This is a genomic window from Roseibium sp., assembly GCF_965216085.1.
Taxonomy (GTDB): Bacteria; Pseudomonadota; Alphaproteobacteria; order Rhizobiales; family Stappiaceae; genus Roseibium.
Genome location: NZ_OZ244138.1, coordinates 2,851,674 through 2,867,386 on the forward strand (window position 1 = coordinate 2,851,674; position 15,713 = coordinate 2,867,386).

The following is a 15,713-nucleotide window of genomic DNA, read 5'->3' on the forward strand; positions in this document are numbered from 1 at the left end:
CTACCCGGAGCTTGCATATTCTGCCGGGCTTCGATAAGCACCCGAAGCATGCAGGACGGCGTGCCGGACAGCATACCAATCAGGTCTTGAGACGAACCGCAAGGCCATAAACAATCACAAGGCGCTTGTCAGTCTTCTTTCGCTAAGCTGCGCGCAAAGAAACTGGCGGGAGAACCGCCGCAACCGGCACTCTCTGGAGCCGTTCCTTTCTGATGACTTTCAAAAACCACCTCGAAAGCCTGCTGCTCTCAATGGCAATCGGCCTGTTCCGGTTGTTTCCGGTGGATTTTGCTTCTTGGCTGATGGGACGCTGCTGGCGCCTGTTCGCTCCTTTGAATGCCCGCCATAAACGCGCCCTTACCCATCTAAAGAACGCCTATCCTGATATGCCGCTTGAAGAGCGCGAGAAAATTGTCCTTGGAATGTGGGATAATCTCGGGCGTGTCACTGCTGAAACCTTTCACATCGACCGGCTGCTGGCCGAAGACGGGCGTTTTGCTACCGATGCCGACGAGACGACACAGGCAGTGCTACGCGGTGAACAAGGCTGTCTCTTTGTCTCCTTCCACAGCGGCAATTGGGAAATGTGCGTTCAACCGGCGGTCCGCAGTGGAATAGAAATCACAGGTGTTTATCAAGCGCTTAAGAATCCCGAAGCCGACAAAGCGCTGCGATCCCTGCGTGAGAATCTTTATAAAGGCGGATTGTTGTCGAAAGGCCACCAGACCGCCCGCAAACTGCTGTCCACTCTAAAGGCCGGCGGTATTGTTGCCATTATGGGGGACCTGCGGGAAACCCGTGGCATTCAAGTGCCGTTTTTCGGGCAAATGGCCTATGCCAACCCAATTCCCGCCTCTATGGCGCGGTCTTGCAAGGTTCCGATTGTTCTTGGCCGGGTCATCCGCACCAATGGTGTAAACTTCCGCATTGAGGGCCGGGCGATCGAAGTTCCGGTCACAGACGACCGCCAAGCTGACATTGAAGCAGCCACAGCCCAGATCCATCAAATTTTTGAAGGCTGGATCCGCGAACATCCCGAACAATGGATGTGGATCCATAAAAAATGGGCTGCCGCCGGAAATGCTGCCCCTGCTCAAGGCATGGCTTAAGAGCCAGTAAACTCCGCCTTTCGGAGGATGGTTGCACCGCAGCATTAAGGATATATGCTTAGTCCGACGAATGAGGAGGACAGCATTTTGACGAAGACCCCGAGCGCATTTTACAAGCCACTCGCCATTGGTGCGCCAGAGCCTTTCCGCGAATTACCGGTGACGTTGGAGCGCATGATCCACTTCGTACCACCGCATATTGAAAAAATGCGGGCAAAGGTTCCAGATCTGATCAAAAAGGTCGATGTTGTCCTTGGTAATCTGGAAGACGCGATCCCGGCTGACGCCAAGACTGACGCGCGCCGCGGCTTCATCCAAATGGCCCAGGACAACGATTTTGGCCAAACAGGTTTGTGGACCCGGGTCAATTGTCTGAACAGCCCCTGGTTTTTGGATGATCTGATGGAAATTGTTCCAGCGGTCGGCGAAAAGCTGGATGTGATCATGCTGCCCAAGGTGGAAGGTCCTTGGGACATTCATTACCTCGATCAACTTCTGGCTCAACTGGAAGCCAAGGCTGGAATTTCTAAACCGATTATGATCCACGCCATCCTGGAAACAGCGGAAGGCGTTAAAAACGTCGAGGCGATCGCAGCGGCGAGCCCGCGCATGCACGGTATGAGCCTTGGCCCGGCGGATTTGGCCGCGTCCCGTGGTATGAAAACGACCCGCGTTGGCGGAGGTCATCCGGATTATGCAGTTCTTGCGGATGCATCTGAAGGTGCAGCACGGACCGCCTATCAACAGGACCTGTGGCATTACACCGTCGCCAAAATGGTGGATGCGTGCCTGTCCTATGGTCTGAAACCGTTCTATGGCCCATTCGGTGACTTCTCAGATGCTGATGCCTGTGAGGGGCAGTTCCGCAATGCCTTCTTGATGGGTTGCCTGGGCGCTTGGTCCTTGCATCCGACACAGATCGATATTGCCAAACGGGTGTTCTCACCAGATCCTAGCGAAGTTGCCTTTGCCAAGAAGATTCTCGATGCCATGCCGGATGGGACGGGCGCGGTGATGATTGACGGCAAGATGCAGGATGATGCAACTTGGAAACAGGCTAAAGTGATTGTTGACCTGGCTAAACTTGTGGCGTCGAAAGACACGGACTTAGCGGAAATCTACGGTCTTTAGACTTCAGCAAGTTTGCTAGCATAAAGTTGTGCACTAGAACGCTTGCATGTTGGCGGATGTAACTGTAATCCGGCGCATGCAAGCAGTTGGTGAATGAGTAACCATGCGTACGGCTAAATTTAAAATCGGGCAGGTGGTCAAACACCGGATTTATCCCTTTCGGGGGGTAATCTTTGATGTCGACCCGACGTTCAACAATACCGAAGAATGGTGGGATGCCATTCCAGAGGACGTGCGCCCAAAGCGCGATCAGCCATTTTACCATTTGCTCGCTGAAAACGAAGAGACTGAATATGTCGCCTATGTCAGTGAACAGAACCTTGTTCCAGACATGACCGGCGAGCCCGTACGGCATCCGCAAGTCGAAGAAATCTTCGAAGAACAGTCAGATGGGTCTTATTTGCCGCGAACGGTTGAAATGCACTAAGTCAAAGTCTGACAGCTTACGTCGTGATCATGGGCTGGGTTTCAAAACCCGGCCTTTTCTTATGCGGTTAGTCGGCAAGTAACTAGTTAGTCGGCAAGTAACTATATGACTGATCACAAAAAAACCGGAGCAATTCAGCCCCGGCCTTTTAAGATGCATGTTATCAGATTTTATTGATTGGCTTTTTGAGCGTCGATCAGTTTCTGGCGTGCTTCATCAGCGCGCTTTTGCAGTTCACTTTGCAGTTCTTCCTGCCGCTTCTGCTGTTCAGCCATATCCATCGGCTCGCCGTCGTAGACTTTGGTGAAACCGATCAAGGTCATTTTGAAAACCAGTTCCTTTGCCTGCTGGTTAAGCGGGGTGACACGCATTTCACCGCCTTGCTTCATCGCATTGACAAAATTGTCGTCAACGGCCAGTTCGGCATAACAGGCGTTCGGCGCACAAATGCTGTATTTGCCGATCACCGGTTTGCTGTCATCAATCTGGATGCGCAGGCCCGGCTGAAGCAAGACCGCGGTCGGCACGGAAACCACGAGTTTTTTGCGGGCTTCACCTTCAACTTCCTGAATAGAAGCGCTGCTGAGGAACTGACCGGTCGTCGTGTACAGTTCCATAAAAATCACGCAGTGCAGTTTATTTGTCTGCGGGTGCGGGTTACACGCTTTACGCCAAGGGCTTTGATCCTCTTGAGCGATTGCGGGAGCACCTGCGAAAGAAGACAGCGTCACGAGCGCTGCGGCCGCGCCTGCGATCAATCCTCTTTTTAAAACACTCATCATCGAAACGTCCTCAATCGTGGGTGTGCAAATCTTCGCGCTGTTCTGTGACATTCCGGAAACAACCGCAAGACCCAGCAGAACAATCCTGTTTGTTTTTATTGGTAAGACAGCCAATTTGGGCAAGAGGGTGACCGATATGCAACGGAAACACTTATCAGCGAAACAAAACTGAATATCTGCGACTTTCCCCCTTGCACGGGGCGCCCACCGGATAACCTTGTGGTACGCTTTAAAAATGAGAATCAACCGGTTTGCCGTGACCGAAATGTCTGATCGGCCGAAAAAAACATTATCTTCTTGCATGTTCAGGGCCGCTTGCGCAGCTCTTGCTGTCGTGTGTCTTAGTGCGATTTTATATGCCGTGACCGGTCTGGATAATCCGGCGTATGCCGATGAAGAAACAGTACCTTGGTCCCATGGGATATCCATGCACGGCACCCCTGCCCTTGGACCAGATGAGCCTTTTCCATACGCCAATCCCGACGCGCCCAAAGGCGGGATTTTGACCCTTGGCGTCCAGGGCACATTTAATAGCCTCAATTCCTTCATCATTCAGGGCGGCTGGACTTCGGCACGCGGCATGCGCGAACGCCAATTCGGCAATAATATCTTCGAAAGCCTTTTGGTCCGCTCATATGCGGAGCCTTTTTCACTCTATGGCCTGCTTGCGCATAAAGTCCGGATGCCCCACAACCGGGAGTGGATCGAATTTGAGCTCAATCCGCAGGCCCGCTTTTCAGATGGTTCCCCAGTAACGGTGGACGATGTGATCTTTTCCCTGGAGATCATAGAAGAAAAGGGCCGCCCTCCCTACCGAAACTGGTACGCTCAAATCAAAGAGAAGATTGTCACCGCGCCAAACCGGCTGAAACTTGTTTTCGAAAACGGTGACAACCGCGAACTGCCATTGCTGATTGCCCTTGCACCAGTCTTTTCCAAAAAACACACCGATGCGGAAAACTTTGACAAGTCCACTTTGACACCACCGGTTGCCTCAGGACCGTACATATTCAAAACCATCGAACCGGGACGATTGGTCGTATACGAGAAGAACCCGGATTATTGGGCTAAGGATCTGCCTGTCAAAGCCGGTTTCGACAATTTCGATGAGATCCGTGTCGAATACTACCGCGATGAAACGACCCTGCAGGAATCGTTCAAGAAAGGCCTGATTGATGTTCTGAAGTTTGGAGACCCGGTACGTTGGGCAACCGGCTTCGATTTCCCTGCAGCCGAAAATGGCGACGTTATCAAACTTGAAATCCCGCGTGGGATCCCCGCCCCAACCCAAGGCATTGCCTTTAATACAAGGCGGGAACAGTTTTCCGATCGGAAGACCCGCAAAGCTCTACGCATGCTGTTCGATTTTGAGTGGGTCAACCGCAATCTCTATTACGGCCTATATAAGCGGACTGCCGGGTATTGGGACAATTCCGAACTTTCCTCGATTGGCCGGTCGGCAAGCGCAAGGGAACAAGAATTACTCGCCCCCTTCCCGGGCTCTGTAGATCCAGACGTCATGGATGGGACTTGGCGGCCTGCGGATGCGGATGGGTCAGGCCGGGACCGAAAGGTGTTAAGGTCTGCTCTGAAGGAGTTTTCAAATGCAGGTTTTGCGCTGAAGGATCGAAAACTGATCCACACTGAAAGCGGTGAACAGCTCAGCTTTGAAATCCTCTCCAAAAATGAAGACGAGGAAAAACTGGCTCTGGCCTATATCCGCACGCTCGGGCTTCTCGGAATTGACGCGCGTGTACGCAGCGTAGACCCGTCACAATTTGAAGACCGCCGCACCCGGCGCGATTTCGACATGGTGTTCAACACTTGGACGGCCTCGCTGTCGCCTGGGGCAGAACAATATGGCCGCTGGTCGTCTCAAGCAGCCGATGCGGAAGGCTCGTTCAATTTTGTTGGCGCCAAGGAACCCGCCATTGACGCCTTGATCGACGAAATCGTCGCGGCCCGCAGCCGGGAAGACTTTATCGACGCGGTACGTGCGTTTGACCGGGTTCTGATATCCGGCGCTTATTCAGTTCCCCTATATCATCTGCCTGATTACTGGGCAGCCCATTGGAAACGTATCTCGCCTCCAGACCATCATTCCCTTTACGGGGATGAATTGGACACCTGGTGGTCAACCTCAATCAACTGATCGGACCTACGGACGACTTGAGCCATGAAAGTAACGCCTGAAAGCCTGGTACAGGAACATCATGAAAGCGGAGCCTGGTCCGATGTGCCGCTTGATGAGATCTTCCGGCAAACCGCTGAAACGCATCCAGACCGGATCGCGCTCGTCGACGCACCCGACAGGGCAACCTGGACCGGCGGCGCACCGCGCAAACTCACCTATGCCCAAGCAGATCGCGAAATCGATCGGCTGGCTGCTTTTTACAATGCCGTCGGTTTGGCCGCAGACCACGTCATCGGTGTGCAATCACCGAATACGGTCGATACGGTCATCGCCATTCTTGCCGCGTTCCGCGCCGACCTGATTGTCTCGCCGCTTCCCTTGCACTGGCGGCAGAAAAACGTGGTGGATGCTTTAAACTCCATCGGAGCCAAGGGATTGATCGCCGCCGACCGGATCGAAACCCGGGATGTCGGTACGGCCGCGCGCGATGTTGCGGCAGAACTCTTTTCTCTCCGATTTGTCTTTGGTCTTGGCAAGGATGTTCCTGATGGTCTGATTGAACTTGGGCCGATGCTCGCCGAAATGGGCGATGATCTGCAGTTCGAGTCATCTGGTCCGCGTCCGGATCCGGCGGATCACACAGCGACTATCTGTTGGAGCCGCAGCGGTGAAGAGAATATGCCGATCAGCCGGTGCCACAACCATTGGACCTCCTGTGGCAGCCTTGTGGTCAAAGAAGCGCACATCAAGGATGGTGGCAATATTCTGGTGCCCTACTCTTTAAGCGGTTTAACCGGTCTCGGTGGTGGGCTGGTGCCTTGGCTGATGACCGGGGCAACACTGCACCTTCATCACCCAACGTCCCTAGTCAATTTGGCCGAGCACGCAAAAGCGGTGAAGGCCGATGTTGTTATATCCCCTGGACCACTTGCCCAAACGCTTGACCGGAAACTGGCCGGTGTGGATACCACAATCCTTGCGGCCTGGAATATCTCATCGCCCCGCCCAGCCACATTTATTCCCCGGCGGCGATTGGTCGACCTCCACATTGCAGACGAATTTGCACTCACGGCGAGTGCCCGCGGACCATCAGCCAAGGCAAAGGCAATTCCGCTGGGAAAGCATAGCGGGCCAGACGGGTGCGAAAGCGGGCCAGCCCTTCTAGAAGTCTCGACCTCCGAGGCAGTTGAAGATCAACTTCCGACACTGCTCGTTAAAGGACCGATGGTTCCTGACATTGGCTGGCGGACTGTCAACGGAGACCAACGCCGCGTCCGCTGGGAGGGCACCGGCTATTTGAACACCAACATCAAAGTCCAAGCCACAGATGACGGTATCGAAGGTTTCGGCGTTCCGGGTTTTTATGCACTCGCAACCGGGAACCTTGAAACCATAGATGTGATATACTCCAGTTATCCGGGAATCAGCGAAGCGGCTGCCTTCGTGGTTGAAGCCCCCGTCCTAGGCGCACGTATGTATGCCGCGCTGGTTCCTGAAGCCGGACATGTGCCTGACGCCGGAGCGTTTTTTGCTTATCTCGACGCAGAAGGTGTCGACCTTGCCAAAATCCCGCATAGGGTGTTGATATTGCAGTCACTGCCGCGTAATCCGGATGGCACTGTCTGTAGGGACCGTCTGACGATGCGGACACAGCGCTTGCCAGCGGCCGTGGCCTGAAAAGAATTTGAAGAGCCCGGCTAAGACGGGCCAATGATGGGAATTGGGATGGACGTGGAAACCTCGCTCTCTTGGCGCGGACCTTATTGGTATGTCGGACGATGCCCCATCCGGCAGAACTCCAATGATATTGCGAGGGATCAGGACATTGCCCTCTTGGGTTTGTTCGAACGCTCGATTTCTCCGCCTGACCAATTACCTGCCGCAATCATAATCGACATCCAACAGATTCATCCGGAAAACCGGCCTGGCTTTTTTGAGTGGCTTACAGATCATGTTCGCAGATTACCCTGCGATGTTCCCCTTTATATCCTCACGGGAAGTCAGGATGCGCCGGTAGAAGGCCTGCGCCCGATCGCGATTTTGGAACGGTCTGTACCAGACGACATTCTTGTGATGCTGATCTGTATCCATCAAAGGGCCCTGATGCGATCGGAAGAGGCTCGGATCCGGCGCCGGGTCTTTGGTCGGGTCCCTGGTTTTGGCGCCGCACCTCATTACTCGGGCGGTAGCGGCCTGATGGTCGTTGGCGTCAGTGGGCGCTTTTTAGAGTGGCAAGCTGCCAGTGACCACAATGTTGAAGTCGTCGGTGCGTTTGACGGCAACATGGCCACTGAGTTTATGGCGCAGCGAGCGTTTGATGCGGTCGTAATTGACAGCAATGTAGAAGACACCATCGACTACATGCAGCAAATCCGCAGAGATGCGCGGTTCGCAAGTTTACCGGTTCTTGCAGTTTGTGAGTATCAGGAGGACGTTGTCGCGCTATTCCGTAATGGCGCTTCCGATGTGCTGTTGGGGCGCAATCGTCCAGAAACGCTGAACCGGCGCCTTGCTTCCGCCATTCGCCTGGGCAAACGGCGGCGCCTTGCGGACCGGGTGCTTTCGGAAAGCCACATGTGGTTGCGCCAGCAAATTACAATCGGCGGTCTCGATCAGCAGCGTTATGAGGCCTATTTGGAAACAACAGCCAACGCCATGGCGGCCCGCGGATTGGACCTTTGGGAAATGCATTTGACGCCGGAGAATTTCAATCTTCCGGCTCCGACACCGGAAGATGCGGCTGAACTTAATGGAACCTTGTTGTCCGTAGCGGATGCAACCAGCCGTGACGAAGATCTCGTGTGCCTGGTAAAGGGCGTCGGGCCCGTCGCGGTTCTCAAAAACGAAGCTGGCACCTTAAGGCTACAAAAGCGGATCCATTCAATCCTCGCACATACGGTCATCAATCCATGAGATGTGCGCCCACCCACTTGCTGGTGTACCATTTGGCTCCATATCAGGGCCAGTCGTCCAAATTCCAACAACCAGGTTCCCGCGTATGAGCACATCTCCCGCAATCACTGTCGATGTCGTATCAGATGTCATGTGCCCCTGGTGCTATATTGGCAAACGACGGCTCGAAGCGGCGATCAAACAAGTGCCCGACTTGACGGTCGACGTGCGCTGGCACCCGTTTCAGCTGGATGCGACACTCCCTAAAACCGGGAAAGACCGGCAGCAGTATCTGAGTGATAAGTTTGGCGGTCTGGAGCGGGCCAAACAGATCTATGCACAGATTGAGGCGGCAGGCCGCGAAGAAGGCATTCCTTTTGCGTTCGATAAAATCAAACTGTCTCCAAACACACTTGATTGCCACCGGCTGATCCTGTGGTCGCGCGTTGATGACGTGCAAAATGATGTTGTTGAGCGCTTGTTCAAGGCCTATTTCATAGACGGCGAGGATCTGACCCAAACGGATCTGCTGGTCCGGATATCTGATGAGGCCGGAATGGAATCTGATCTCGTTGAGCAGCTTTATGAAACGGTGACGGATCTCGATAAGATCCAAGCGCAAATTGCCAAAGCTCAGGAAACGGGCGTCACTGGCGTCCCATGTTTTATAATTGATGGCCGGTTCGTTTTGGCAGGCGCAGAAAAAGCTGAAACAATTGCTGCCGCGCTTCAGCACGCTGAGGAAACCCGCGCTAATCCTGACGCAGAACCGGTCAATTAGTGTGTATTGCGTTTATATGGAAACAGAAAGAAACGCTGTTTACGTTGAAATCTTTGATTTCAGAAAGTGAAAAGCGTTCCCGAAATAACGCAATTTGCACGAAAAACCCGGATTTGCGGTCATTTTGAGCAAATCCGGGTCTCAAATTTCAAACAACAAGATACCGTAACTGGTTACTTGGCGTAGGGTTCGATATCGACATAACCGAGCTCGGTAGATGGATCGAGGCGGAAATCAATCATCCGCTGAACCTTGCGCTTTTTCTCAAGTTTCAACCGTTTCCACGCCAACGCCGCAGCTGCCTTCGGATAGACTTGCCACCCCTTGGGTTCGGTCGACAGACCTTTGAGGCCCAAGGTCCGCCTTAGAACACCATTGCCGTAGCGCACTGCGAATTCGTGGCGGATGTCCCGCGTCCAGTGTTCCGTTGTCACCGAAATGTTTAAGCAGTCGTGGTTTTCGACCCGATGCGGCCCATAGAGCGGCCAATGCATCATCTCACCCGCTTCTAGATCATGCACTTCAGCATAATCGTCGAACCAAGGTTTGAACGGCACTTCCTCTTCGGTTTCCTGCATGAGGATTTTCTCGATCGACTCCTCGGTCAGGAATGCTTCACTGATCGGGTAGACATACACCCGCTTTTTGCCGTGCAGCTGCCAGAGGCTCTGCCCTTGAATATCTGCATGATAGTAGACTTGGATCTTTGGCGACGACACCAGAAGCGTCATGTTGCGCATAAAGGTTTTCAAACCCGGAACACGGGATTCAAACTCAGAAAAGATCTGGTTCAGAACCTTTTCGTATTGCGGGTCAATGTCCATGATCCGGAAAACATTGATCCAGAGACGTCCGTTGCGGATACAGTCGATAACTTCCTGACCGCTTAAGTTGCCGATTTCACCGTGGCGCCATTCCTTGACGTTCTTGTCATGCCCCATGGTGTTCAAGGTGTAATGCTGCAGTGGCAGCTTATCGATCAGTTTTCCAAGCGCCTCTTCGGAAAACAGTCCAGTCTCGGCCAACCGATGCTTCAGTTTGACATTGTGCCGGTCAAACAACATGCTGTGTTTGTCCTGCCAATCGGCAATAATATCGTTGTTTTGAGAAAATGCATTCATGACGCAGCCTATCACCCAAAGTTGAACGCTGCCTTTTTATAGATCTACATTAAATATATTGTAAATATTTGCATTGTTTTCATGGTTAATACATTAACCTTCTTTCTTCCGTTATTTCAATATTATCAACACCGGCAACGTTATTGGTTAACAAAAGAAAATGCCTCCCAGGTGACTGGGAGGCATTCATTCGATCCTAAAAGACGGTGGATTAGCCCTTCAGAATGGACCGGCCAGCGTAGATGGCTTGCGGGCCGAGCTCTTCCTCAATGCGGATCAGCTGGTTGTATTTTGCCAATCTGTCAGAGCGAGCCAGAGAACCGGTTTTGATCTGGCCGCAATTGGTGGCAACCGCGAGATCTGCAATGGTCGCATCTTCGGTTTCACCCGAGCGGTGCGACATGACAGCGGTGTAAGACGCCTTATGGGCAGTCTCGACGGCATCAAGGGTCTCGGACAACGTGCCGATCTGGTTGACTTTGACCAGGATCGAGTTGGCGACACCCATGTCGATACCCTTGCGCAAGCGCGTGGAGTTCGTCACGAACAAATCATCGCCAACCAGCTGGCATTTGGTGCCGAAGAGGTCTGTGGCAGCTTTCCAACCGTCCCAGTCGTCTTCCGCCAGACCATCTTCAATGGAAATGATCGGATACCGGTTGACCAGGTCTTCCAGGTATTTTGCCATTTCGTCCGGGCTCAGGGTTTTGCCCTCACCTTCCAGAACGTATTTGCCGTCCTTGAAAAACTCAGTGGACGCTGCATCCAGCGCCAGGAACATGTCTTCGCCCGGTTTGTAGCCCGCGCTTTCGATCGCCTTCATGACAAAACCGATGGCGTCATCGGTCGACGCCAGGTTCGGAGCAAATCCGCCTTCGTCGCCAACATTGGTGTTGTAACCAGCAGCAGACAAAGCCTTTTTAAGCGTATGGAAGACTTCGGAGCCCATGCGCACAGCTTCGCTGAGGCTTTCCGCGCCCACCGGCATGATCATGAATTCCTGGAAATCGATCGGGTTGTCGGCATGCTCGCCGCCGTTGATGATGTTCATCATCGGAACCGGCAAGGTCCGCGCGGACGTACCACCAACATACCGGTAGAGCGGCAAGCCTGAGGCTTGCGCAGCGGCGCGGGAAACCGCCAGAGAAACGCCGAGAATAGCATTTGCACCGAGGCGGGCCTTGTTGTCCGTGCCGTCAAGATCGATCATCGCTTGGTCAATCTGCAGCTGGTCTTCTGCTTCCAGGCCTCCGATGGTTTCAAAGATCTCACCGTTAACCGCATCAACAGCGTTTTGGACACCTTTGCCCATGTAGCGGTCGCCGCCGTCGCGCAGCTCAACGGCTTCGTGAGCACCTGTGGATGCACCAGACGGGACGGCCGCCCGGCCAAAAGAGCCATCTTCCAGGAAAATATCAACTTCAACAGTCGGATTGCCGCGGCTGTCGAAAATCTGACGGCCGGTGATGTCGATTATGGCGGTCATGAAAAACTCCTCATTTGCGCAGGCAGACAATCCTTTTCGCGTCTGCTGCGGATATGGCTGGAAATCAACGGCCTGAAGGAAACCTGGATTTCCAAGTAAAACGGGCCGCAATCAGCGGCCCAAACGATCAGGCAGATGCGCCTGCAGATTTTTTAACGACAGCATCAATTGCCTTCAGTTCGCTCAGCAAAGCACCGAGATTTCGAAGGGCAATCATGTTCGGGCCGTCCGATGATGTTGTATTTTCCGGATCCGGGTGGGTTTCGATGAAGACACCGCCGACGCCGACGGCCACAGCAGCCCGGGCAAGAACCGCAACCATTTCCCGGTCGCCGCCTGATGAACCGCCTAGTCCGCCTGGCTGCTGGACAGAGTGCGTAGCATCAAACACAACTGGCGCGCCGGTTTGCGCCATAATCGGCAAGGAACGCATATCACTGACCAGCGTATTGTAGCCAAAACTTGCTCCGCGTTCGGTCAAAAGCACATTCGGATTGCCCGAGTTCGTCACCTTGCGCAGAACATTTTTCATGTCCCAAGGCGCCAGAAACTGACCTTTTTTAACGTTTACCACCGCGCCTGTTGCAGCCGCGGCAACAAGAAGATCCGTCTGACGGCACAAGAAGGCCGGGATCTGTAAGACATCGACGACCTCGGCAACTGGAGCACATTGCTCCGCATTGTGAATGTCTGTCAGGACCGGCAGCCCAAATGTCTCTTTGATTTCGGCGAATATCGGCAGGGCTTCGTTTAAACCAATGCCGCGGGTGGCCGACAAGGACGTGCGGTTCGCTTTGTCAAAGGAGCTCTTGTAAACGACCGGAATACCAAGGCCACCTGCGATTTCCTTAACTGCTGCCGCGCATTCCAACGCGTGATCGCGGCTTTCGAGCTGGCAAGGGCCGGCGATCAGGCTGAATGGCGCAGTGTTGCTGAAGGAAACGTCCCCCACTTTTACGGTGCGGTTTGCCTCGGTCATAAACGGTCCTTTTCAAGAAGACTGCCAACGAAACCGCCTGCAGGAAGTGCGTTGCGGCCGATGACGGAAATTTGCGTGTTCAATAGCCTTCTTTTCCGGAACCTGCAACATCCACGCGACCAGAACAGCGCTCCTGATTAAATCGATTTAATATCTCCGTATTATTTGGGTCAGGAACTCCACAGATGTCGAGATCGACGAGAACGTAATATTAAAGAAACATATGAAATTGTACTAAGGGCAAATCGACGAGTTGCCGTAACGGCTTGTCGACCTTTTGAATGGACATCAAATGGGCTATATCCCGCGTCGTGGAATTCCGTCGGCCGGTTAGCAGTATGTGTTTGAATTGGAATATAAAGATATGACGAAACCGATCCGCAAAGCCGTTCTTCCTGTCGCGGGACTTGGCACACGTTTCCTTCCGGCCACAAAGGCAGTCCCCAAGGAAATGCTGACCATCGTTGACCGCCCGATCATTCAGTACGTGGTCGATGAAGCGCGGGCGGCCGGCATTGAGCATATCGTTTTTGTCACCGGCCGGAACAAACAGGTGATCGAGGATCATTTCGATGTGGCCTATGAGCTTGAAGACACGCTGAAGTCCCGCAACAAAACAGCCGCGTTAGATCTTCTGGAAAAACATCGTCCGGTACCGGGGTCCACAAGCTTCACCCGCCAGCAAGCCCCGCTCGGACTTGGTCACGCGATCTGGTGTGCCCGGGACATCATTGGTGACGAACCGTTTGCGATCCTGCTTCCGGATGTGATCATCAAATCGGAAGTCAGTTGCCTGAAACAGATGGTCGATCTTTATAACACCACTGGCGGCAACATCATCGCCGTTGAAGAGGTCCCGGAAGACCACACGCAGAACTACGGCATTGTGGAATTGTCTGACAAGATCAACGGCAATGCGGACAAGATCACCAACATGGTCGAAAAACCAGCTCCAGGCACGGCGCCGTCCAACCTAATGATTACCGGGCGATACATCCTGCAACCGCAGATTTTTGATTTACTGTCCAATCAGGATACCGGCGCCGGCGGCGAAATCCAGCTGACAGACAGCATGTTGAAACTGATGGAAGGCCAATCCTTCGCATCCATCAAGTTTGAAGGCCGGAGTTTTGACTGCGGCTCTAAAGCCGGTTTTTTGAGCGCCAACATCGCCTTTGGCCTCGACGATCCGAAACTTGCTAAAGAAATCCTGCCTTTCATGCAAGAAATGATCGATCAACCGGCCGCGGCTGAATAAAGAATTATCCAATCTTAAGGGAAGCCGGTTGTGTTTTTACAATCGGTTTTTCTTTGTTATCAAACATATTTTTCCAATTGAACCTGTAATAACTTTCAGTGTTTTTAATTTATTTCGCCGCTTTCCGTAGGGGATTTCTCGGTATTTAAAATCTGGAAAGGATTCGGAGGCGTATACTGATCATGCTGGCGAAAGGAGACACTGATCATGGCAGCCTCTCAGTTCCAAAAAATCGCAGCAGCCGCACTGTTGGGCGCCTGCTTGTCGTTTAGCCCCGCTTCGGCAAGTGACAGTACAGACAGCACGCTGTTTCAATCCATTATCAAAGACCAAATGAGTGCCTTTGCCGCTGGTGATGCCAAGGCCGCGTTTTCATTTGCAACACGTTCGCTCCAACAAAAATTCCAAACGCCGGAATTCTTTATGGAGATGGTCCGTCAAGGTTACCGGCCAGTCTATGAGCCCCAAAGTGTGACCTTCGGCCGATCGAAAGTGACGAAATACGGCCCGACGCAGGAAGTCTATGTCACTGGACCAAAGGGCCAGAACTGGCTCGCACTTTATGCCTTTGAGCAGCAAAATGATGGCGGCTGGCGGATTTCCGGGTGCTATTTGACCAAATCCGAAGGTTTTGCGGCTTAAACGGGCCGCAAACTTTTGTTCGCGTATACGGCGTAACGGGCTATCGGGCAGAGACGAAATTCCGATAATGTCATGCGGGCTCATCAGCCAGCGAAACCAAATGACGGGATTTGAACGCTCTTGAAACACAGCCTTCCCCGCACAGCGGACCTTGCCCCAGAAGATTACGGCCGATGGTGAAGTCCGCGATCCTAATTAAAGGCGTTGTGTTTGCGCAGCTTCTGCTGAGTCTGACAGGGCTCAGAGCCGAAGAAATCACGACATTCTATCAGGACAGCTATCCGAAATACATCCAAACCGACGGTGGATTTAGCGGTCTGTGCATGGATCTGATTGCAGCGGTAGAAACGAAAATCGGCACGAAAATCGTCAATAAGGGGGTACCGGACAACGCCTTCCGGCCTCTGAAACGTATTCAGGTTGATATTGAACAAGGAAACATCGACGTCTTCTTTTGCCTGGCAAAAAACAGCAAACGGGAAAAGCTGTTCGACTACATTTCCACGCCGCTCTACGAAGTCAATCATGTGGTTGCGGTTCGTTCCGGCGAACACGTAGGCATTCAAAATCTGGACGATATTCGCGATCTTACGTCGGCAACCGTCTTAACAAATTTCGGCACTGCAACAGAACGGTTTCTAAACAACCAGATTGGTTTGACTGTCGATGCGACTGCAGATTCTTTGGAACTCAATTTGCGTAAGTTACTGCTGGGCCGCGGTGAATTTGTCTATTTTCATGACATAGGCCTCTACAGCACGATCCGCCAGAAATTTCCGAATGAGGAGCTGGACGTTCTTCCGGCCAAATTCCGGAGCTATTATCACTATCTGGTCGTCTCCAAAGAAGCACCAAACGGCCTAAGGGAGACATTGGAAAAGGCTATTCGGGAATTGAACCAAGACGGCACCCTCGCCAAGATCATCAAGAAATACAAGTCGATTAAAGAGGGGCCTGACGGCAGTTAAGGG

14 protein-coding genes are annotated in these 15,713 nt (G+C 52.9%); 10 read left to right on the forward strand and 4 right to left on the reverse strand.

The window, feature by feature from the left end; translation table 11 throughout:
• The first annotated feature begins 212 nt into the window (after positions 1 to 212).
• The 3 genes from ACOOFE_RS13500 to hspQ all read left to right on the forward strand — a co-directional run bounded on the left by ACOOFE_RS13500 (position 213) and on the right by hspQ (position 2,667).
• On the forward strand, positions 213 to 1,109 hold the full coding sequence (locus ACOOFE_RS13500; protein WP_420415404.1) for a lysophospholipid acyltransferase family protein: 897 nt from the start codon (positions 213 to 215) through the stop codon (positions 1,107 to 1,109).
• Positions 1,110 to 1,163: 54 nt separating this feature from the next.
• Positions 1,164 to 2,240, forward strand: a complete 1,077-nt coding sequence (locus ACOOFE_RS13505) for an HpcH/HpaI aldolase/citrate lyase family protein (protein WP_420415405.1) — start codon at positions 1,164 to 1,166, stop codon at positions 2,238 to 2,240.
• 103 nt (positions 2,241 to 2,343) lie between these two features.
• Positions 2,344 to 2,667: a heat shock protein HspQ gene (gene hspQ / locus ACOOFE_RS13510; RefSeq protein ID WP_141186781.1), complete on the forward strand. Its 324-nt coding sequence runs from the start codon at positions 2,344 to 2,346 to the stop codon at positions 2,665 to 2,667.
• A gap of 170 nt (positions 2,668 to 2,837) precedes the next feature.
• Here the strand turns inward: hspQ and ACOOFE_RS13515 are convergent, their stop codons facing one another.
• A complete protein-coding gene (locus ACOOFE_RS13515; RefSeq protein WP_420415406.1) occupies positions 2,838 to 3,449 on the reverse strand; it encodes an invasion associated locus B family protein in 612 nt (203 codons plus the stop codon).
• Positions 3,450 to 3,876: 427 nt separating this feature from the next.
• Between ACOOFE_RS13515 and ACOOFE_RS13520 the strand changes: the two genes are divergently transcribed.
• The 4 genes from ACOOFE_RS13520 to ACOOFE_RS13535 all read left to right on the forward strand — a co-directional run bounded on the left by ACOOFE_RS13520 (position 3,877) and on the right by ACOOFE_RS13535 (position 9,256).
• Positions 3,877 to 5,601, forward strand: coding sequence for an extracellular solute-binding protein (locus tag ACOOFE_RS13520; RefSeq protein ID WP_420415407.1), 1,725 nt, complete (start codon positions 3,877 to 3,879; stop codon positions 5,599 to 5,601).
• A 24-nt stretch (positions 5,602 to 5,625) separates the two neighbouring features.
• The gene (locus tag ACOOFE_RS13525) at positions 5,626 to 7,260 is read left to right on the forward strand and encodes an AMP-binding protein (protein ID WP_420415408.1); all 1,635 of its coding nucleotides are present in this window, start codon (positions 5,626 to 5,628) and stop codon (positions 7,258 to 7,260) included.
• A gap of 33 nt (positions 7,261 to 7,293) precedes the next feature.
• Complete coding sequence (locus ACOOFE_RS13530) at positions 7,294 to 8,496, forward strand: hypothetical protein (RefSeq protein WP_420415409.1); 1,203 nt, start codon at positions 7,294 to 7,296, stop codon at positions 8,494 to 8,496.
• Positions 8,497 to 8,581: 85 nt separating this feature from the next.
• Entirely contained in the window at positions 8,582 to 9,256 is a 675-nt protein-coding gene (locus ACOOFE_RS13535) for a DsbA family oxidoreductase (RefSeq protein WP_420415410.1), read from the forward strand.
• 173 nt (positions 9,257 to 9,429) lie between these two features.
• On the opposite strand, the gene ACOOFE_RS13540 is transcribed toward ACOOFE_RS13535, so the two are convergent.
• From ACOOFE_RS13540 to kdsA, 3 genes are all read right to left on the reverse strand, one after another.
• Positions 9,430 to 10,377, reverse strand: coding sequence for a hypothetical protein (locus tag ACOOFE_RS13540; protein WP_209010713.1), 948 nt, complete (start codon positions 10,375 to 10,377; stop codon positions 9,430 to 9,432).
• Between the two features lie 211 nt (positions 10,378 to 10,588).
• On the reverse strand, positions 10,589 to 11,863 hold the full coding sequence (eno, locus tag ACOOFE_RS13545) for a phosphopyruvate hydratase (RefSeq protein WP_420415411.1): 1,275 nt from the start codon (positions 11,861 to 11,863) through the stop codon (positions 10,589 to 10,591).
• 127 nt (positions 11,864 to 11,990) lie between these two features.
• Positions 11,991 to 12,842, reverse strand: a complete 852-nt coding sequence (gene kdsA, locus ACOOFE_RS13550) for a 3-deoxy-8-phosphooctulonate synthase (RefSeq protein ID WP_420415412.1) — start codon at positions 12,840 to 12,842, stop codon at positions 11,991 to 11,993.
• Between the two features lie 364 nt (positions 12,843 to 13,206).
• Between kdsA and galU the strand changes: the two genes are divergently transcribed.
• From galU to ACOOFE_RS13565, 3 genes are all read left to right on the forward strand, one after another.
• Positions 13,207 to 14,100, forward strand: coding sequence for a UTP--glucose-1-phosphate uridylyltransferase GalU (galU, locus tag ACOOFE_RS13555; RefSeq protein WP_420415413.1), 894 nt, complete (start codon positions 13,207 to 13,209; stop codon positions 14,098 to 14,100).
• A gap of 207 nt (positions 14,101 to 14,307) precedes the next feature.
• On the forward strand, positions 14,308 to 14,742 hold the full coding sequence (locus tag ACOOFE_RS13560) for a DUF4864 domain-containing protein (protein WP_420415414.1): 435 nt from the start codon (positions 14,308 to 14,310) through the stop codon (positions 14,740 to 14,742).
• Between the two features lie 173 nt (positions 14,743 to 14,915).
• Complete coding sequence (locus ACOOFE_RS13565; protein WP_420415415.1) at positions 14,916 to 15,710, forward strand: substrate-binding periplasmic protein; 795 nt, start codon at positions 14,916 to 14,918, stop codon at positions 15,708 to 15,710.
• The last annotated feature ends 3 nt before the right edge of the window (positions 15,711 to 15,713 follow it).

Bases quoted from the DNA above. Each gene is read 5' to 3' on its own strand.
- ACOOFE_RS13560 (WP_420415414.1), top strand. From the start codon at position 14,308: ATGGCAGCCTCTCAGTTCCAAAAAATCGCAGCAGCCGCACTGTTGGGC.
- ACOOFE_RS13535 (WP_420415410.1), top strand. From the start codon at position 8,582: ATGAGCACATCTCCCGCAATCACTGTCGATGTCGTATCAGATGTCATG.
- galU (WP_420415413.1), top strand. From the start codon at position 13,207: ATGACGAAACCGATCCGCAAAGCCGTTCTTCCTGTCGCGGGACTTGGC.
- eno (WP_420415411.1), bottom strand. From the start codon at position 11,863: ATGACCGCCATAATCGACATCACCGGCCGTCAGATTTTCGACAGCCGC.
- ACOOFE_RS13525 (WP_420415408.1), top strand. From the start codon at position 5,626: ATGAAAGTAACGCCTGAAAGCCTGGTACAGGAACATCATGAAAGCGGA.
- ACOOFE_RS13500 (WP_420415404.1), top strand. From the start codon at position 213: ATGACTTTCAAAAACCACCTCGAAAGCCTGCTGCTCTCAATGGCAATC.
- ACOOFE_RS13530 (WP_420415409.1), top strand. From the start codon at position 7,294: ATGATGGGAATTGGGATGGACGTGGAAACCTCGCTCTCTTGGCGCGGA.
- hspQ (WP_141186781.1), top strand. From the start codon at position 2,344: ATGCGTACGGCTAAATTTAAAATCGGGCAGGTGGTCAAACACCGGATT.
- ACOOFE_RS13540 (WP_209010713.1), bottom strand. From the start codon at position 10,377: ATGAATGCATTTTCTCAAAACAACGATATTATTGCCGATTGGCAGGAC.
- ACOOFE_RS13515 (WP_420415406.1), bottom strand. From the start codon at position 3,449: ATGATGAGTGTTTTAAAAAGAGGATTGATCGCAGGCGCGGCCGCAGCG.
- kdsA (WP_420415412.1), bottom strand. From the start codon at position 12,842: ATGACCGAGGCAAACCGCACCGTAAAAGTGGGGGACGTTTCCTTCAGC.
- ACOOFE_RS13565 (WP_420415415.1), top strand. From the start codon at position 14,916: ATGGTGAAGTCCGCGATCCTAATTAAAGGCGTTGTGTTTGCGCAGCTT.
- ACOOFE_RS13520 (WP_420415407.1), top strand. From the start codon at position 3,877: ATGCACGGCACCCCTGCCCTTGGACCAGATGAGCCTTTTCCATACGCC.
- ACOOFE_RS13505 (WP_420415405.1), top strand. From the start codon at position 1,164: ATGCTTAGTCCGACGAATGAGGAGGACAGCATTTTGACGAAGACCCCG.